15 protein-coding genes are annotated in these 17,601 nt (G+C 71.8%); 6 read left to right on the top strand and 9 right to left on the bottom strand.

Annotated features, from left to right (window positions below; genetic code table 11):
* Window positions 1-25: 25 nt before the first annotated feature.
* Together ACWIGU_RS17615 and ACWIGU_RS17620 are read right to left on the bottom strand one after the other, a co-directional pair.
* Window positions 26-1,582, bottom strand: a complete 1,557-nt coding sequence (locus ACWIGU_RS17615) for a M4 family metallopeptidase (protein ID WP_454402378.1) — start codon at window positions 1,580-1,582, stop codon at window positions 26-28.
* Between the two features lie 429 nt (window positions 1,583-2,011).
* The gene (locus ACWIGU_RS17620; RefSeq protein ID WP_100595698.1) at window positions 2,012-2,587 is read right to left on the bottom strand and encodes a TerD family protein; all 576 of its coding nucleotides are present in this window, start codon (window positions 2,585-2,587) and stop codon (window positions 2,012-2,014) included.
* 180 nt (window positions 2,588-2,767) lie between these two features.
* On the opposite strand from ACWIGU_RS17620, the gene arfB reads away from it, so the two are divergent.
* Window positions 2,768-3,205 carry an alternative ribosome rescue aminoacyl-tRNA hydrolase ArfB gene (gene arfB / locus ACWIGU_RS17625; protein ID WP_356273952.1) on the top strand — a complete coding sequence of 146 codons (438 nt, stop codon included), beginning with the start codon at window positions 2,768-2,770 and terminating at the stop codon, window positions 3,203-3,205.
* A gap of 29 nt (window positions 3,206-3,234) precedes the next feature.
* Here the strand turns inward: arfB and ACWIGU_RS17630 are convergent, their stop codons facing one another.
* The gene (locus tag ACWIGU_RS17630) at window positions 3,235-3,873 is read right to left on the bottom strand and encodes a flavin reductase family protein (RefSeq protein ID WP_454401823.1); all 639 of its coding nucleotides are present in this window, start codon (window positions 3,871-3,873) and stop codon (window positions 3,235-3,237) included.
* A gap of 333 nt (window positions 3,874-4,206) precedes the next feature.
* Between ACWIGU_RS17630 and cdgB the strand changes: the two genes are divergently transcribed.
* On the top strand, window positions 4,207-5,913 hold the full coding sequence (cdgB, locus tag ACWIGU_RS17635; RefSeq protein WP_454401825.1) for a diguanylate cyclase CdgB: 1,707 nt from the start codon (window positions 4,207-4,209) through the stop codon (window positions 5,911-5,913).
* A 98-nt stretch (window positions 5,914-6,011) separates the two neighbouring features.
* Window positions 6,012-6,974, top strand: a complete 963-nt coding sequence (locus ACWIGU_RS17640) for a carbohydrate-binding protein (RefSeq protein ID WP_454401827.1) — start codon at window positions 6,012-6,014, stop codon at window positions 6,972-6,974.
* Between the two features lie 61 nt (window positions 6,975-7,035).
* Here the strand turns inward: ACWIGU_RS17640 and ACWIGU_RS17645 are convergent, their stop codons facing one another.
* From ACWIGU_RS17645 to ACWIGU_RS17655, 3 genes are all read right to left on the bottom strand, one after another.
* Window positions 7,036-7,968, bottom strand: coding sequence for a 1-phosphofructokinase family hexose kinase (locus ACWIGU_RS17645; protein ID WP_454401829.1), 933 nt, complete (start codon window positions 7,966-7,968; stop codon window positions 7,036-7,038).
* A gap of 84 nt (window positions 7,969-8,052) precedes the next feature.
* Window positions 8,053-9,198: an N-acetylglucosamine-6-phosphate deacetylase gene (nagA, locus tag ACWIGU_RS17650; RefSeq protein WP_454401831.1), complete on the bottom strand. Its 1,146-nt coding sequence runs from the start codon at window positions 9,196-9,198 to the stop codon at window positions 8,053-8,055.
* A complete protein-coding gene (locus ACWIGU_RS17655) occupies window positions 9,198-10,145 on the bottom strand; it encodes an ROK family protein (protein WP_454401833.1) in 948 nt (315 codons plus the stop codon). Before ACWIGU_RS17655 ends, nagA begins: the two co-directional genes overlap by 1 nt.
* A gap of 208 nt (window positions 10,146-10,353) precedes the next feature.
* Here ACWIGU_RS17655 and ACWIGU_RS17660 point away from each other — a divergent pair, with 208 nt between their 5' ends.
* The 3 genes from ACWIGU_RS17660 to otsB all read left to right on the top strand — a co-directional run bounded on the left by ACWIGU_RS17660 (window position 10,354) and on the right by otsB (window position 12,846).
* Window positions 10,354-11,616, top strand: coding sequence for an ABC transporter substrate-binding protein (locus tag ACWIGU_RS17660; protein WP_454401835.1), 1,263 nt, complete (start codon window positions 10,354-10,356; stop codon window positions 11,614-11,616).
* An 88-nt stretch (window positions 11,617-11,704) separates the two neighbouring features.
* On the top strand, window positions 11,705-11,923 hold the full coding sequence (locus tag ACWIGU_RS17665) for a DUF3263 domain-containing protein (RefSeq protein WP_454402380.1): 219 nt from the start codon (window positions 11,705-11,707) through the stop codon (window positions 11,921-11,923).
* Between the two features lie 53 nt (window positions 11,924-11,976).
* Window positions 11,977-12,846 carry a trehalose-phosphatase gene (gene otsB / locus ACWIGU_RS17670; RefSeq protein WP_454401836.1) on the top strand — a complete coding sequence of 290 codons (870 nt, stop codon included), beginning with the start codon at window positions 11,977-11,979 and terminating at the stop codon, window positions 12,844-12,846.
* Here otsB and ACWIGU_RS17675 read toward each other — a convergent pair.
* The 3 genes from ACWIGU_RS17675 to ACWIGU_RS17685 all read right to left on the bottom strand — a co-directional run bounded on the left by ACWIGU_RS17675 (window position 12,843) and on the right by ACWIGU_RS17685 (window position 17,462).
* The gene (locus tag ACWIGU_RS17675; protein ID WP_454401838.1) at window positions 12,843-14,258 is read right to left on the bottom strand and encodes an alpha,alpha-trehalose-phosphate synthase (UDP-forming); all 1,416 of its coding nucleotides are present in this window, start codon (window positions 14,256-14,258) and stop codon (window positions 12,843-12,845) included. The genes otsB and ACWIGU_RS17675 overlap by 4 nt on opposite strands.
* A 110-nt stretch (window positions 14,259-14,368) precedes the next feature.
* Window positions 14,369-16,477, bottom strand: a complete 2,109-nt coding sequence (locus ACWIGU_RS17680; RefSeq protein ID WP_454401840.1) for a DUF7927 domain-containing protein — start codon at window positions 16,475-16,477, stop codon at window positions 14,369-14,371.
* A 37-nt stretch (window positions 16,478-16,514) separates the two neighbouring features.
* Window positions 16,515-17,462 carry a glucosyl-3-phosphoglycerate synthase gene (locus tag ACWIGU_RS17685; RefSeq protein ID WP_454401842.1) on the bottom strand — a complete coding sequence of 316 codons (948 nt, stop codon included), beginning with the start codon at window positions 17,460-17,462 and terminating at the stop codon, window positions 16,515-16,517.
* Between the last annotated feature and the right edge of the window lie 139 nt (window positions 17,463-17,601).

Consider the following 17,601-nt stretch of genomic DNA (forward strand, 5'->3'; position numbering starts at 1 on the left):
CGGCCGGACTTCCCTGCGGTGAGGGCTACTTCACGTTCACCGCGGTCCAGGTCGCCGCGACGGCCTGCTGTTCGGCGCTGTTCGCGCCGTACAGGTCGCTCGCCGCCTGGAGTGTGGCGGTGCGGGCGGCCGCGTAGTTCGTCGTCGACGTCATGTACGTCGAGAGGGCCTTGTACCAGATCTGTTCGGCCTTGGCCCGGCCGATGCCGGTGAGCGAAGAGCCGTCGGAGGTCGGGGAGTTGTACGTGACCCCGTTGACGGTCTTCGTGCCGCTGCCCTCGCTCAGGAGGTAGAAGAAGTGGTTGGCGACGCCCGACGAGTAGTGCACGTCGAGGCGGCCGACCGTCTTGGACCAGTAGTCGGCGGAGCCGCCGTCCTTGCTGGGCTTGTCCATGTAGCGCAGCGGGGTGCCGTTGCCGTTGATGTCGATCTTCTCGCCGATGAGGTAGTCGCCGACGTCGCTGCTGTTGTTCGCGAAGAACTCCACCGACGTGCCGAAGATGTCGGAGGTGGCCTCGTTCAGTCCGCCCGACTCACGGCTGTAGTTGAGCTTCGCGGTGGCCGCGGTCAGGCCGTGGCTCATCTCGTGGCCGGCCACGTCCAGCGAGGTGAGCGGGTGCTGGTTGTTCGAGCCGTCGCCGTACGTCATGCAGAAGCAGGAGTCCGACCAGAAGGCGTTGACGTAGGCGTTGCCGTAGTGGACGCGGGAGTACGCGGCCTTGCCGTCGCCCGCGATGCCGTTCCGGTTGAACGCGCTCTTGTAGTAGTCCCACGTCTCGGCCGCGCCGTAGGCGGCGTCGACCGCGGCGGTCTGCCGGTTCGCCACCGTCCCGTCGCCCCACTGGTCGTCGGCGTCGTGGAAGAGCGTGCCCGTGCCGGACGTCCCGCCGTTCAGGTCGTACGTCTTGTGGCCGCCGCGCCCGCCGTCGGTGAGGTCGAACCCGCCGCCGGCCGACGCGGTGCTGCCGACCGTGACGGTGCCGCTGTACTCGCTGGTGCCGGTGCCGTTCTCGATGCCCTCGTACGAGTACAGCTTCTTGCCGGTGGCGGCGTCGGTGACGACGTGCAGCTCGCTCGGTGTCCCGTCGGCCTGAGTGCCGGTCACGACCGTCTCGTACGCGAGGACCGGCGTGCCGGAGGCGGCCCAGACGACCTTGCGGACGTTCTTCGCGGCGGCGCTCTTGGCGTCCGAGACGGCGAGGGCCGACTTCTTGGCGGCGGCGGGGGCCAGGGAGGCGTCCGTCGACGCCACGGATATCGCGCCCTTGTGCGCCTTGGAGACGCCCTTGAGGTCGCCGTTCTTCGCGGTGTGCGTGACGAGGTCGCCGCCGAGCACGGGCAGACCGTCGTAGGTGCGCTCGTAGCGGGTGTGGGTCGTGCCGTTCGCGTCCTTGACGACGTCGCGGGCGATGAGCTTCTCCCCGCTGCCGAGCCCGAGTCGGCGGGCGGCGGCGGGGGCGCCGGCCTGTGCGTCCTTGAGGGCCGTGGCCCGCTGGGAGGCGCTGAGCGGAAGGGCGGTGGCACCGGCGGTGCGGTCGGCGGCGGTCGCCGCGGTGCCGCTCTGCAGAGCCAGGACGACCATCGCGGCCGACGCCGCGAGCGCGGTGGCCCGTGCGGCGGTCCTGCGGCCGGCGGTACGGGGAGCGGGGGAGCGGTGTGTCACTCGGACTCCTTGTGTGTCCAACGACCCGTGGGTGGTGACCCGTCGGGGGTGGGGGGTGCGGGGAGAGAGTGACACTGGGCGCGCCCTGTTTGACAGAGCGCCGTCAAAGATTTGCCAGTTCGTGTCCGAATGCGGGTGGTGACTGTCCGTTATTCGCCGCTTGGCAGGGAAGTGCTGGCCGGGAGGGTGCTCGCTGAGCGCACGCAGAAGGGCCCCGGCCGGATATCCCCCGGCCGGGGCCCTTCAACTGCCTTGCTGCGGACGTCAGGTGGTCAGGCCGTCAGGCCGTCAGGCCTCCTGCGTCCCAAGCGAGAGCGTCCTAGGCCGGACGCTCAGTCAGACGTTCCATCAGACGTTCACGCCGAAGTCCTGCGCGATGCCGACGAGGCCCGACGCGTAACCCTGGCCCACCGCGCGGAACTTCCACTCCGCGCCGTTGCGGTACAGCTCGCCGAAGACCATGGCGGTCTCGGTGGCGGCGTCCTCGGAGAGGTCGTAGCGGGCGATCTCGGTGCCGCCGGCCTGGTTGACGATGCGGATGAACGCGTTGCGCACCTGGCCGAAGTTCTGCGAGCGGTTCTCGGCGTCGTAGATCGAGACCGGGAAGACGATCTTGTCGATGTCGGCCGGGAGGCCCGCCAGATTGACGTTGATCTGCTCGTCGTCGCCCTCGCCCTGGCCCGTGACGTTGTCACCGGTGTGGACGATGGTCTGGTCCGGCGTCGCCTTGTTGTTGAAGAAGACGAAGTGGCCGTCCGAGTAGACCTTGCCCTGCGGGTTCACCGCGATCGCGGAGGCGTCGAGGTCGAAGTCGGTGCCGGTGGTGGTGCGGACGTCCCAGCCGAGGCCCACGGTGACGGCGGTCAGGCCCGGAGCCTCCTTGGTGAGCGAGACGTTGCCACCCTTGGACAGGCTTACTGCCATTGTTGGGAGTCCTTCCCTCGTTAGCGATGCGTGCGCTTCGTAGACGAAGCTACTCGTACCCCTATGAACGCCAAGGGGGGATCCAGGGTTCCAGGTGTCTTTACTTTCTTTACCCGCTTTCCCCGGGATGGGTGTGCCGCCGGGAAAAGGGGGTGACGCGGTGCGTGTCCAGGCGCGACCATGGAACCCATGTCCGGTCCTTACGTCATCCGCGGCTCGGTGGTCCTTCCGGAGGCCGAGCTCCTCTGGCGATTCTCGCGGTCGTCCGGGCCGGGCGGCCAGCATGTGAACACCAGCGACTCCCAGGTCGAGCTCCGCTTCGACCTCGCCGGGACCGAGGCGCTGCCCGAGGTGTGGAAGGCGCGGGCCCTGGAGCGGCTCGCCTCCCGGCTCGTCGACGGCGTCATCTCCGTACGGTCCTCGGAGCACCGCTCCCAGTGGCGCAACCGCGAGACTGCCGCCGTGCGCCTCGCGTCCCTCCTCGCGGAGGCCACCGCCCCGCCGCCCAAGCCGCGCCGCGCGACCCGCATCCCCCGGGGGATCAACGAGCGCCGCCTGCGCAACAAGAAGGCACGGTCCGACACGAAACGGGGCCGGTCGGGGCGTGGCTGGGACTGAACGGCCTCAGGGGGTCAGGGCGTCGGGCATCAGCCCAACTGCCGGTACTTCCCCTTGAAGTAGGCCAGCGGTCCGCTCTCGCCGCTGGGCAGCGACGCCGTGAGCACCCGGCCGATCACCAGCGTGTGGTCCCCGGCCGGCACCCGCTGCTCCGTGCGGCACTCGAGCGTCGCGAGTGCGCCGCCCATCAGGGGCGCGCCGGACACCTCGCCGCGTACGTACGGGAGGTCCTCGAAGAGCAGGCGGTCGCTGATGCGGCCCTTCATCGCGAAGCGGCCCGCGATGTGGCGCTGGCTCTCGGAGAGCACGGACACCGCCCACAGGGGCTGTTCGTCGAGCAGGTCGTCCATGCGGGAGCCGTTGCGCAGGCTGACGAGGACGAGCGGCGGGTCGAGGGAGACCGACAGGAACGCCGTCGCCGTCATGCCGACGTCCTCGCCCAGGGGAGCCGACGGGTCGTCCGGGTCGAGCGGCACCTCGCGCGCGGTCACCAGGACCACGCCCGCGGCCAGTCGGGACATGGCGGCGCGGAACTCGTCGTTGCTCACCCCCTCAGCATGCCCGGCCGAGGCGGGCGCGGGGACGAAAGCGCCAGTGGGGGATGTGGGGGTCGTGCGGGCGGTGGGGGAGAGCGGGGAATTCTTCAGCAGCGGGGGAGTCTTCAGCACGTCTCGACGCTAGCTTCGGTGCCGTGCCCGCCACATCGGGCCTTGGGCCGAGGCCGGTCCTAGGACCTGTGGTGGATCTCGTCCCGATATGGAGGTGTCCGGGTGTGTTTTTCGTTCAGGAAATGCAGGGGGCGTGCGCCGGAGTGCTCCTCAACCCTTCATCTCCTCCTGTGACTTGAGTCACAGGAGCCATATTTTGTTGACCCTGTGTACCGAGTGGACAGCTCGCTGTGATTCAGTGGCGGAGACACTGCAACAAGAGCGTGCATACGCACGTGCGGAATCGGCGATCAGAATTCTGGAGTGCTGTCGAGGTCTCGGGGAGAGCTGAGCATGGAGACCGAGTCGGAGCCGTACGTCCGTCTTGCGACCCTGCGGCAGCTTCACCAGGTGATGGCGGACATGAACACCGCCCGCAGCCTGGCCGACACCCTGCAGACGGTCTCCGACGGAGTCGTGAACGGCCTCGGATTCGAGCTGGCCTGCGTCAACCTCGTACGCCCCGACGGTGACCTCGTCGTCGCCGCCTTCTCCGGCGACTCCTCCGCCGAAGCCCTCATCACCGGCCGGGTCGGCTCCCGCGCCTCCTGGGACCGCCGTCTGTCCATGGGCGAGGCCTGGGGCGACCTGCGGTTCATCCCGCACACCGAGGGCTGGGTCCTCGACGAGGACGACGTACCGCAGTGGTTCACCGACGGGCCGCCGCCCCGCTTCGAGGACGAGTGGCACCCCGCGGACCGCCTCTTCGCCCCGATGTACGCCACCGGCGGCTCCGGCGGCGAACTCCTCGGCGTGATCTCCGCCGACCGCCCGCGCAACGGCAGGCGCCCCGGCGCCTGGGGCCGCGAGGCCCTGCAGATGTACGCCTTCCAGGCCGCCATCGCCATCAGCAACGCACGGCTGCGCGCCAACATGCAGCGCGCCCTCGTCCGGCTCGAACGCGAACAGCAGGCCCTGCGCGCCAGCGAGGAGTCCTTCCGCCAGGCCTTCGAGTACGCGCCCAGCGGCATGGCCATCGCCGAGATGGGCGGCGACCAGCACGGGCGGCTCCTGCGCACGAACGACGCCCTGTGCCGGCTGCTCAGCCGCCCGGCGTCCGCCATGCGCCGCTACTCGTTCTCCGACCTCGTTCACCCCGAGGACATCGGCACGCTGCTGCGCACCTCCGCCGAGGGCGGCCGCGCCGAGCTGCGCCTCGGACGGCGCGACGGCACCTATGTATGGGTGTCCCTGCGGAACTCGGTGGTGGCCGACGCCGCCGACGGGCCGCGCTTCCTGCTCACCCACGTCGAGGACATCGAGGAGCGCAAGCGCCGCGAGCTGCACCTCGCGCACCGCGCGTCCCACGACTCCCTCACCGGCCTGCCGAACTCGGCGGAGCTGCGCTCCCGCCTCTCGGCCCGCCTGTGCCGCCGCCCCCAGCTGCCCGAGCCGAGCGCCGTGGACTCCCTGGACGCGGCGTACGGGGACCGCACCGGCGGCTCGTACGACACGAACGGGCACGGATTCGACTTCGCGGGGGCCGCCGCCGCGGCCGGACAGCAGAGCGGCGGGTCCGGGCCCTCCGGCGGGATCTACGACGACTATGGCTTCGATCACCACGTCCACATCGTCGCGCCCGAGGGGGAGGCCGACGACGGGACGAAGGGCCTGGCGGTCCTCTTCTGCGACCTGGACGGCTTCAAGTCGATCAACGATCGGTTCGGGCACCACACCGGAGACGCCGTCCTGATCGAGGTCGCACGGCGTCTGACCAGCGGTGTCCGTGACGGGGACACCGTCGCGAGGCTCGGCGGCGACGAGTTCGTCGTGCTCGCCGACGGGCTCGGCCGGGCCGACGCGGAGGACCTCGCCGTCCGTCTGCGGAACGCGATCATTCCGCCCATCCGGGTCGACGGAAGAGCGGTTCGTGTGGGCGCGAGTTTCGGCATCGGATGGGCCCACTGCGGGATGACGGCGGACGAGGTGTTGAAATCCGCTGACCAGCGGATGTATATCGAGAAACGCTCGCGTGCCAAGCAGCACCGACGGGCCGGATGATCTCCTTCCGCGGGTATCGGTGAGGTCAACGCCACCCCTTCGGACCACTCCCACCGGGTACGCTCGCCCGGTAAGCGATACGTAGGGAGTGATCAGGGATGGCGCCCGCTGACAACGGCGAGGGCACGCCCGCGGACGACGATCCGTTCGGCTATCTGTACGCCGACGGGCAGGCGGCCGGGGCGACACCGCCCAGCGGGGGCGGCGGCTACGGCTACCCGGGTCCCCGGTCCTACCACCAGGTCCGGCCGGTCGGTGAGCGCCAGTACGGGCAGCAGCCGCAGCAGGCGCCGACCGCCGCGTACGGGCAGGCGCCCCAGCAGCAGCCCCAGGCCTACGGGCAGCCGAACGCGCACTACTCGGCCCCCGAGACGCTGCCCGGTGGCGCGCCGACCACGGTGACGCCCGCGCAGCACGGCGGTGGCGGCGGCCGTGGACGCGGGCCCAACACCAAGGGCCTCCTGATCGGCGCGCTCGCCGTCGTGGCGGCCGTGGTCATCGGCATCGGCGTCGCGGTCCTCGGCGGCGACTCGAACGACGACGCGAAGAACGACGCGGGCGGGCAGCCGTCCGGCGGCTCCCAGTCGGTCCAGCCGAGCGAGACGGCCACCAAGAAGGCCGACAAGCCGGTCGACCTGCCGAAGACGGACGCCAAGGCGCTGAAGCTCGAGGGCGGCACGGCCACCGCGTCGGACGTCCAGGGCGCCAAGGCCGACGGCGGCACGTACGTGGCGGGCTTCAACCAGGTGGGCGCCAAGCTCACCTGGACGGTCAGCGGCATCCCGAAGGACGGCGCGTACAGCCTGCGCGTCAACTACGGCGTGCCCGGGAAGGACGCCAACGCGACCATCACGGTCAACGGCAAGGCGCAGACCCGCCCGCTCAACATGGAGAACTTCTCCGGCGCCAAGGAAGGCGACTGGGAGAAGGGCTGGAGCAACACCTGGTCCGTCGTCCAGCTCAGCAAGGGCACGAACGCGATCACGATCTCCTGCGAGCAGGGCAACCAGTGCGACGCCAACTTCGACCAGATGTGGCTCGTCAAGGGCAGCAACGGCTGACCCGCACAGCCGGCGACTCAGTCGGCGACACAGACTTGCCGACAGCGGCCTGGGGCGTGCCCTAGGCCGCTGTCGTCGTCTGTTGGGTCACCGCGACCCGGCCGAGCAGTTCCTCGTACGCCGCGCGGTCGAACTCCCCTGCCACCGGGGCCAGTACCGTCGCCGCGGACAGGGCGACCGCGCGGGCCAGGCGGTCCGGCCACGGCAGGTCTTCCACGTACCCCGAGAGCAGGCCCGCGACCGCCGAGTCGCCTGCGCCCGTCGGGTTGCCCTGCACGCGGTCCGGGGCCGGGGCGCGCCAGCTGCCGTCCGGGGTGACCGCGAGGAGGCCCTCCGGGCCGAGTGAGGCGACCACGGAGCGCGCGCCGCGGCGGCGGGCGTCGCGGGTGGCGCGCAGCGGCTCGTGGGAGCCGGTGAGCTCGGCGAGTTCGTCGGAGTTCGGCTTGATGACGTCGGGGCGGGCCGCGAGCCCTCGGCGCAGGGGTTCCCCTGACGAGTCGAGCAGTACGGGCACGGACGCGGCGCGGGCCGCGCGGACCAGCTGGGCGTACGCGCCGACGGGGACGCCCGGCGGGAGGCTGCCGCACAGGGCCACCGCGGACGCGGACCCGAGGAGCTCCTCGTAGGCCTCGGTGAACGCGGACCACTCGGCGGGGGCGACGAGCGGGCCCGGCTCGTTGAGCTGGGTCGTGTCGCCCGTCGTGGCGTCGACGACGGCGATGGTGCGGCGGGTGGCGCCCGCGACCGGGACGAGCGCGTCCCGGATGCCGGGGGAGTCCAGGAGCTGTTCCCTGAGGGCACGGCCGGTGCCGCCGCCCGCGAAGCCGGTGACGGTCACGTCGTGGCCGAGCGCGGCGAGCACGCGCGCGACGTTGAGGCCCTTGCCGCCGGGGCGTTCGGTGACCTCGGTGACGCGGTGCGACGCGTGCGGGTGCAGCGCCGGCACGTCGTACGTGATGTCGAGCGCGGCGTTCAGTGTGACCGTGAGGATCACGAGACCCCAGCCCACCCCTCAGTTCGGGACTACCTTCAGTAACGCGGCCTGATCATGCCAAAGACCGGGCGGTAGGCCCAGACCTCACGCGAGCTGGGGTTCCACGATCCACCGGCCCTTGCGCATGACGCCCTTGAGGTCGAAGTCCTCGTCCAGGACGACGAGGTCGGCGTCCTTGCCGGGCTCCAGCGAGCCCACCCTGTCGTCCACGCCGAGCAGGCGGGCCGGGTTGGCGGAGATCGCGCGGACGATGTCCTCGACGGGCAGCTTGTCGACGGTGGCGGCGCGCTTGAACGCGCGGTCCAGGGTGAGCGTCGAACCGGCGATGGAGTTGCCCTCGACGAGCCGCGCCACGCTGTCCTTCACCTCGACCTCCAGGGTGCCGAGCATGTAGCGGCCGTCGCCGAAGCCCGCCGCGTCCATGGCGTCGGTGATGAACGCGACGCGCCCGCTGCCCACATGATGGAACGCCAGCTCCAGGGCGGCCGGGTGCAGATGCGTGCCGTCGTTGATGAGCTCGACGGTGATCCGCTCGTCCTCCAGGAGCGCCGAGACGGGGCCCGGGGCGCGGTGGCCTATGGCCGGCATCGCGTTGTAGAGGTGCGTGGCGACGGTGGCGCCCGCGTCGACGGCCTTGACCGTCTGCTCGTACGTGGCGTCGGTGTGGCCGATCGCGGCGATCACGCCGTGCTCGGCGAGGAGGCGTACGGAGTCGATGCCGCCGGGGAGTTCGGGGGCGAGGGTGAGCATCTTGGCCTGGCCGCGCGCCGCGTCGAGCAGCTTGCGGACCTCGGCCGGGTCGGGGTCGCGCAGGAGCGTTTCGTCATGGGCGCCCTTGCGGCACGGGGAGATGAACGGGCCCTCGAAGTGGATGCCCGCGATCTCGCCCTGCTCGGCCAGCTCGGACAGCAGGCCCGCGCGCTGGGTGAGGAAGTCCGTCGCGCCGGTGACGAAGGACGCGACGACCGTCGTGGTGCCGTGCAGGCGGTGCGTGCGGACGCCCTTGAGGATGTCGTCGATCGATCCCGAGGTGAAGGAGGCCCCGCCGCCGCCGTGGTTGTGCATGTCGACGAAGCCGGGCACGACCCAGTGGCCGGTCAGATCGGTGGAGGGGGCGCCGGCCGGCGCGCCGCCGGCGATCCTCGCGCCGTCCACGATCACGCGTCCGTTCTCGACGACGCCGGCCGGCAGGACGACGCGGGCGCCGGAGAGAACATTCAGAGCGGCCATCAGGCGACTACCTCCGTGGAATCGGTGGACCGGGCGAGCAGGTCCCAGGCGAGCAGGCCCGCGCCCAGGCAGCCGGCGGTGTCCCCGAGGGCCGCCGGGACGATCGTGGGCAGCTTCTGGAACGTCACGCGTTCCTCGACGGCGGCCCGCAGTGGTGTGAACAACGTTTCCCCCGCCTCGGCCAGACCGCCACCGATGATCAGGGTGCGCGGGTCCAGCAGAGTGAGCGCCGTGACGAGCCCGTCGGCGAGCGCGTCCACGGCCTCCAGCCAGACCTGCCGCGCCCTGGGGTCCCCGGACTCGACGGCCTTGGCGCAGTCCGCGGCGTCCGCCTGCGGGTCGCCGGTGGCCTCGGCCCAGGCGAGCGAGACCGCCGAGGCGGAGGCGTAGCGCTCCAGGCAGCCGCGCTGCCCGCAGCCGCAGTCCGTGCCGCCGGGGCGTACGACGATGTGGCCGATCTCCCCGGCCGAGCCGTGCGCGCCGGGTTCGATGCGGCCGCCGATGCCGATGGCGCCCGCGATGCCCGTACCCAGCGGCACGAACAGGAAGCGGTCCGCGCCCCTGCCCGCGCCGAGCCGCCCCTCGCCGAGGCCGCCGGTGCGCACGTCGTGGCCGAGGGCGACGGGGATGCCGTCGAGCCGCTCGCTCAGCAGCCTGCGCATCGGCACGTCGCGCCAGCCGAGGTTCGACGCGTACAGGGCGATGCCGTGCTCGTCGTCGACGATGCCGGGCACCGCGACGCCGGCCGCGGCGGCCGGCTCCCCGAGGTGCTCCTCGCCGTACGCGCGCAGGTCGGCGGCGAAGCCGAGTATGGTCTCGACGATCGCGTCGGGCCCCCGCTCGCGGCCGGTGGCGCGCCGCGCCTGGTGGAGCAGGGTGCCGTCGGCCCCGACCAGGGCGGCCTTCATTCCGGTGCCGCCCACATCGAGGGCGATGACGTGTCTCACGGGGACAGTCTCGCGCCTCAACCCGCGAGAGGTCTAGTCCACTTGCATGGATCTTGCGTCGATGTGTACGGATGACGCGTTTCCGCTTTCCCGGCGAAGGCCCGTTGCGGGTGCGAAACCCGGGTGGTGTAGACCTTATGGCCGGGCCTCGTGAACAATCCGGGTCCGAAATCTGGACGAGAGACTTCAAGAGGGTGGGAAACCGGCTGTGCAGCGGCGCATGACAGGTCTGACGGCGGCGGTGGCCGCGCTCGGCATGGCGGCGACGCTGGCCGCCTGCGGAGGCCCCGGCTCCGACGACGTGACCCTGAAGTTGGTGGCCGCCGACTACGGCGACTCCCCGGCGAACAGCTCCCAGAAGTACTGGGACAAGCTGGCCGCCGCCTTCGAGAAGAAGAACCCCGGCATCAAGGTCGACGTCAGCGTCTACTCCTGGAGCGACGTCGACGCCAAGGTCAAGAAGATGGTCGCGGACGGCCACGCGCCCGACATGGCGCAGATCGGCGCGTACTCCGACTACGCCGCGAGCGGCAAGCTCTACAGCGCGAACGACCTGCTCTCCATCCCCGTGCAGTCCGACTTCCTGCCGCAGCTCGCCGCCGCCGGCGAGGTCTCCCGTGTCCAGTACGGCATGCCCTTCGCGTCCTCCACGCGGCTGCTGTTCTACAACAAGACGCTCTTCGACCAGGCGGACCTGACCCCGCCGCAGACCTGGGCCCAGCTCCAGGCCGACGCCAAGGCCCTCAAGGCGCGCGGCGTGAAGATCCCCTACGCGCTGCCGCTGGGCCCCGAAGAGGCGCAGGCCGAGACCATGATGTGGATGCTGAGCGGCGGCTCCGGTTACACCGACGACGTCGGCACCTACAGCCTCGACTCCCCGCAGAACGTCAAGACCTTCGAGTGGCTGAAGAACGACCTGGTCGGCCAGGGACTCACCGGACCGACGCCGCCCGCCAAGCTCGACCGTGCGCAGGCCTTCGCGGCCTTCACGCGCGGTGACGTCGGCATGCTCAACGGGCACCCGACGCTGATGCAGATGGCCGCCAAGAAGGGCGTGAAGTTCGGCACCGTGCCGATGCCCGGCATCAACGGCAGGGCCCGGTCCACCATGGGCGTCGCCGACTGGATGATGGCGTTCCGGCAGAACGGCCACAAGGACCAGGTCGGCAAGTTCCTCGACTACGTCTACAGCGAGAAGAACGTCCTCGACTTCTCCCGCGAGTACGACCTCCTGCCGGTCACCAACTCCGCGTCGAACACGATGGCCGACGACAAGCGTGACCAGAAGCTCTGGAAGTTCCTCGGCGCACTGCAGAACTCGGAGCTCTACCCCGTCGGCAAGACGTCCTGGGCCCAGGTCAGCGCCGGCGTCAAGCGCGAGATCGGCTCGACCGTCGGCCCCAACGGCAACCCGGGTGCCACCCTCGGCCGGCTGGAGCGGGCGGCCGACGCGGCGGAGAACGCGGAGTAGCGTCGCTGCCGTGAGCGAACCGCCGTACGCAGAGCCCGAACCGCCCGCCGAGGACGCGCAGGACGCGCAGGACGCGCAGCCCGTCGGCCTGTCCTCCCGTGAGCAGGGCGTTCTCGCCCTGGAGCGGCGCGGGTGGGCGTCGGCCGGGGCCAAGGAGCGCGCCGTGCGCGAGGAGCTGGGTCTCGCCCCGGTGCGCTACTACCAGCTCCTCAACGCGCTCCTCGACGACCCGAGGGCCCTCGCCCACGACCCGGTCACGGTCAACCGGCTGCGCCGGATACGCGAGGCCCGCCGCGAGGAGCGCTGACCCGCCCCCGCGCATCGGGAGTACGGTCCGCCTCCCGCGGATAGGCTCGGCGCATGGGCAGCCCACAGCAGCACGACCTGCCGTCGCCTGTGACCTCCGCCGGGCGTGACGGCCTCGACGCACTCCTCTCGGACCCCGCGCGGGCCGTGATCGCGCTCGACTTCGACGGCACGCTCGCGCCGATCGTGCCCGACCCCGAACAGGCCCGGGCGCACCCGGACGCCGTCCGCGCGCTCGCCGCGCTGGCACCCCAGGTCGCCTCCGTCGCCGTGATCACCGGCCGCCCCGCCTCCGTCGCCGTGCGCCACGGCGGTTTCGCGGGCGTCCCCGGCCTCGAACACCTCGTGGTTCTCGGCCACTACGGCGCCGAGCGCTGGGACGCCGTCACCGGCACCGTCCACGCCCCCGCCCCGCACCCGGGCGTCGCGGCCGTCCGCGCCGAACTGCCCGGAGTCCTGGAGTCCGTGGGGGCCTGGCGCGGTACGTGGGTGGAGGAGAAGGGCCGTGCCGTCGCCGTCCACACGCGCCGCGCGGGGGACCCGCAGGCGGCGTTCGAGGCGCTGCGCGCGCCCCTGTCCGACCTCGCGGCCCGCCACGGCCTGATCGTCGAGCCCGGCCGCCTCGTCCTGGAACTGCGCCCGCCCGGCATGGACAAGGGCGCGGCGCTCACGTCGTACGTACGCGAGGTGGGCGCGACGTCGGTGCTCTACGGGGGCGACGACCTCGGCGACCTGCCCGCGTTCTCCGCCGTCGACAAGCTCCGCAAGGACGGCGTGCCGGGCCTTCTGGTGTGCAGCGGCAGCTCGGAGGTCACGGAACTGGCCGAACGGGCGGACGTCGTGGTGGACGGGCCGCAAGGAATGGTGGGACTCATGTCGGACCTGGCCCGCGCGATGGACACCCCTGGCCCCCTGGCCCCCTAGCCCCCCAGCGCCCGCAGTGCGCCCAGCTGGTCGAGGAACCACTGGGCGGGCGGCAGCGCGGTCGCCGCGGCGGCGAGCCGCTTCGCGCGCTCGCCGCGCTCCCCGCCGCCCATGACCAGTGCCGCGTGCAGCGCCCCGGCCGTCGCCGACACGTCGTACGGGTTCACCACGAGCGCGTCCTCGCCCAGCTCCTCGTACGCCCCCGCCTCCCGCGACAGGACCAGCGCGCACCCCTCGTCGGAGACGACCGGGACCTCCTTGGCGACGAGGTTCATGCCGTCCCTGATCGGGTTGACCAGCGCCACGTCGGCCAGCCGGTACGCGGCCAGGGAGCGCGCGAAGTCGTCCTTCACATGGAGCACGACCGGGGTCCAGCTCTCCGTACCGAAGCGGGAGTTGATCTCCTCGGCGACCCGGGACACCTCGTCGGTGTACTCCCGGTAGACCGCCAGGTCCTGCCGTGAGGGGTAGGCGAAGGCGACGTGCACGACCCGCTCGCGCCACTCGGGGTGCTCATCGAGGAGGAGCTGGTACGCGCGCAGGCCGCGCACGATGTTCTTCGACAGCTCGGTGCGGTCCACGCGGACGATCACCTTGCGGTCCGGGCCGCCGATCTGCTCCCGCAGCGCGGCCAGCCGCTCCTCGACGTCGGGGCGGTGCGAACGCTCCCGCAGGAAGTCCGCGTCAGCGCCGAGGCCGTGCACCCCGATCTCCGTACCGGACGTGCCGCCCACCACGGCCTCGCAGCACGCCGTGAACGTGTCCGCCCAGCGCCGCGTCAGGAACCCCAGCCGGTCGGCGCCCAGCATCCCGCGCAGCAGCTGCCCCGCGATGTCGTCCGGCAGCATCCGGAAGTAGTCGACCGGCGCCCACGGGGTGTGCGAGAAGTGCCCGATGCGCAGGTCGTCGCGCAGCTCCCGCAGCATCCCCGGCACGAGCGCCAGGTGGTAGTCCTGCACGAGGACCGCCGCGCCCGGCCCGGCCTCCGCGGCCAGCGCCTCGGCGAACGCCCGGTTGTAGGCCTCGTACGACGCCCACCGCGCACGGAACTCGGGTCCGAAGACCGGCTCAAGAGGCGTCTGGTACAGCATGTGGTGGACGAACCAGAGGACCGAGTTGGCGATGCCGTTGTACGCGTCGGCGTACACCTCGGGGTCGATGTCGAGCATCCGCACCCCCGGCTCCGCGACGCCGCGCCGCACCGCCTCGCGGTCGCCCGCGCCGAGGGCCGCGCACACCCACACCGCGCTCGCGCCGTCCGGGTCCTGCCCGATCGCGGAGAGCCCGGAGACGAGCCCGCCCCCGCCGCGCCGCGCGCCGAGCGTCCCGTCGGCCCCGAGCTCGTACGAGACCGGACCGCGGTTGGACGCGACGAGGATCTGTGCACTCTGCCTAGAAGACGCTGAAGCCATACGGGCAAACGTAGCCCGGCCCGTAAACGCTCAAACGTACGGCCGGACTCCGTGGGAGCCCGGCCGTATACGATCCGCCGTTCGGCTGTCCTGACACCTGCCCCTGCGCGTCAGTAGCGCCGGCTGCGCGCCGCCGCCACCGCGAGGACGCCGAGCCCCCACAGGGCCGCCGCGAGACCGCCGTACAGGAGCGTGTGCGAGCCGCCGGCCGTGGCCATCTCCGCGCCCTGCGCAGGCCGGTGCGGCCCGTGCGCCCCCTGCGGCGGGACGGGGCGGGCCTGCTGCCGCCCGGCCGTGATGACCGACGTGCACGGGTCGCCCTCGCCGCCATCGGCCTTCGGGCAGTTGGTGCGCGGCACGTCCGCCGTCACGGTGATCACGGTGGTCCCGCCCGTCGTGCAGGACGCCTTCACACGTTGCGTGATGACGACCTTTCCATGGGTGGCGACGTCACCCTTCCAGACGTAGACCGACCCCCGCTTCGTGACGGTCCCGGTGGAGGCGACCGGGGCCGAGCCCGCCGTCACGGGCCACTCGACGGCGGCGCCGGTGCGGGTCCTGGCCGAGAAGTCGGCGATCGTGATGGTGTTCCCGCTCTCCTCGCAGGGCGGCACGACGGGCCGCTCCGGCACGTTCGTGATGTGCAGGGCGGGCGGCGCCGCGGGCGGCGGCTTCTCGACCTCGGGGGCGGTCCCGCAGCTCGGGTCGGTGCTGCCGGCCTCGCAGTTGGAGCGCGGTGAGTGCACCTCGACGCCGCTGGGCAGCTTCCCGTCGCCCTGGACCGGGTCGTGGACCTTCACCGAGTACGTGATGGTGGCGGTCTTCCCGGCCGGAATGCCGCCGGTCCAGCCGATCATCGGCGCGGTGTACGAGGCGTGCCCGAGGTCCGTGCGCACGTCGCCGTTGTACGTCGCGTCGTCGAGGTTGCCGGTCAGGTCGTCGCTGAACTCGGCGTCCGGGTAGTCGAGCGAGCTGTTGTTCTTCGCCTTCACCGTGTAGGTGATGGTGTCGCCGGGGCCCGCCGCCTTCGGGATCGCCGTCTTGGTGACCTCCAGGTCGGGGACCGGGACGGACAGGGCGAGCGCCGAGGGGACGTAGGTGTCGCCCCTGGCGGTGAACATCAGCTCGGTGGAGGTGGCGCCCGGCGGGACGGTCCCGTCGGGGAGCGCGAACTCCTTCGCGTCGATGCTCAGGTTGTTGACCGTCTTCGGAGCGACGGCGCCGTCGTCCGCGCTGATGAAGAAGTTGTCGGCGTTACCGGTGTGGGACTCGGCGACGTTCTTGCCGTCGACCAGGAACCGGTCGCCCGGCGTGTTCGAGTTGCCCCCGTAGGCGGTGACGCCCGCCCGCACCTTGCCGTCGCCCGCGCGGTGGAAGCCGTTCACGCCGATCGTGGTCGCGGGCGAGGCGGAGCGCTGGCGGACGTGCCCGCCGTAGACGTACACCTTGCGCCGGTCCGGGGCGTACGTGGGGTGCGGGGCGTCGTACTTGTAGACGACGGTCATCGACCAGCCGGCCACGCAGCCCTTGCCGTTGGGTGCCCAGACGCCGCCGACCGCGACGGGGACGGGCGCGCCGGTGCCGGTGACGTGGGCGAACATGCTCGTGACGTCGGCCTCGCCCGTGTAGTAGTGCGGGCCGCCCGCGGCCGCCGGGTCCCGGACCAGGTCCTCGGTGGAGACCCTCGCCGCGGCCTTGCCGTTCACGGCGACCACGGGCACGGCGGCGAGCGGGGCGCTCGGCGAGGGCTCCGCATCGGCGCCGGAGACGTCGCACCGCGCGAGCTGCGCGCCGCCCGGACTCTTGTACGTGCCGTCGCTGCCGCCGAAGAACAGGCGGGCGTACGCCACTTTCGCGCCCGGCGGGATCGTCACCCGGCCGGTGCTCGAGCCGTAACCGGCCGTCGTACCGGCCGTGTTGACGCGCCGCATCACGAACGCGCCGGTGTGGTCGCTGCCCCGGCCGTCGGTGGCGGCCGCGCAGCGCGCCGCAAGGCCGGCCGGCGCGGCCGGACAGCCCATCACGGTGTTGCCGATGGTCACGAAGTCGCCGTACAGCGATGCGCCGTAGCGCTGGGCGAACGGGGCGACCACGTCGGCCGAGGCGGGGGTCGCGGCGCCGAGCGCCGTCAGCGCGGTGGCCGTGGCGACGAGCGCCCCGGCGGTGCGGGTCGCGGCTGCGCGCAGCCGTCGCCCACCCGAAACTTGTCTGAGCCACATAAGGGGAAATGTAGGCAAAACATACGATTACCCCCGGCTACGCCACGCGGCGCTGCGCGTACTCGGCGATTTCGGTCATCGGGGGGCGTTCCTCGGTGTCCACGTCGTGGGTGCGCGGCTCGAATCCCTGTTCCCCGCGCTCGAACTGGGTGAGCACGGGACGTACGAGGTGCCCGCGCGCGAGCCGGAGCTGCGCGGTGCGGTAGATCGCCGCGGCCATCCGCCCGAGCGCCTGCCCGTCCTGGTGCCGGTGCTTGCGCACACCGACGTCGACCTGCCCGAGCGCGTCCAGGCCCACCGTGTGCAGAGCGTCGACGAGAAGGCCCAGCTCGACCCCGTAACCGACGGGGAACGGCAGGCGTTCCAGGAGCGATCTGCGGGCCGCGTACTCGCCGCCGAGCGGCTGCACGAACCCCGCGAGGAGCGGCCAGTGCAGATTGAGGACCGGGCGCGCCACCAGCTCCGTGACCCGGCCGCCCTGGCCCGCGGCGGACCCGAGCGGACGGTCGTACATCGCCTTCACGAAGTCCACGCCGGGATCCGTGAGCAGCGGGCCCACGATCCCCGAGACGAAGTCCGCGGAGAACTCCTTCAGGTCCGCGTCGACGAAACAGACGATGTCGCCGCTCGTGACGAGCAGCGAGCGCCACAGCACCTCGCCCTTGCCGGGCGCGGCCGGGATCCTCGGCAGGATCGCGTCCCGGTGCACGACCCGCGCCCCGGCGGCCCGCGCGACCTCGGCCGTACGGTCCGTCGAACCCGAGTCGATCACCACCAGCTCGTCGACCAGCGGCACCCGCTCCGTCATCAGGGCGCGCCGGATCTCGGCGACGATCTCGCCGACCGTCTCCTCCTCGTTGAGCGCGGGCAGTACCACGCTCACCGAGGTGCCCGAGGCACGCTTCGCGGCGATCAGCTGAGGGAGCGGGCGGTCCGACACCGACCAGGAACGCCTGCTCAGCCAGCGCTCTACTTCTTCCAGCACGGTGCGCGGCTCCTCACTGTCTGAACTGTCCGGTCACGAACTGTGATCCATCTCGCGGTTCGGACGACTATCTCAAGCGTCCAGGCCTTCGGTTACAGTCTTGAACAACGCCGGTGACCATCGCATGTCGGGGTCGCCG

Source organism: Streptomyces sp. NPDC055400 (assembly GCF_053644375.1).

Excerpts from the sequence above, each read along its gene's own strand:
- ACWIGU_RS17615 (WP_454402378.1), bottom strand. The coding sequence starts at position 1,582 with ATGGTCGTCCTGGCTCTGCAGAGCGGCACCGCGGCGACCGCCGCCGAC.
- ACWIGU_RS17620 (WP_100595698.1), bottom strand. The coding sequence starts at position 2,587 with ATGGCAGTAAGCCTGTCCAAGGGTGGCAACGTCTCGCTCACCAAGGAG.
- arfB (WP_356273952.1), top strand. The coding sequence starts at position 2,768 with ATGGAACCCATGTCCGGTCCTTACGTCATCCGCGGCTCGGTGGTCCTT.
- cdgB (WP_454401825.1), top strand. The coding sequence starts at position 4,207 with ATGGAGACCGAGTCGGAGCCGTACGTCCGTCTTGCGACCCTGCGGCAG.
- ACWIGU_RS17640 (WP_454401827.1), top strand. The coding sequence starts at position 6,012 with ATGGCGCCCGCTGACAACGGCGAGGGCACGCCCGCGGACGACGATCCG.
- nagA (WP_454401831.1), bottom strand. The coding sequence starts at position 9,198 with ATGGCCGCTCTGAATGTTCTCTCCGGCGCCCGCGTCGTCCTGCCGGCC.
- otsB (WP_454401836.1), top strand. The coding sequence starts at position 11,977 with ATGGGCAGCCCACAGCAGCACGACCTGCCGTCGCCTGTGACCTCCGCC.
- ACWIGU_RS17675 (WP_454401838.1), bottom strand. The coding sequence starts at position 14,258 with ATGGCTTCAGCGTCTTCTAGGCAGAGTGCACAGATCCTCGTCGCGTCC.
- ACWIGU_RS17680 (WP_454401840.1), bottom strand. The coding sequence starts at position 16,477 with ATGTGGCTCAGACAAGTTTCGGGTGGGCGACGGCTGCGCGCAGCCGCG.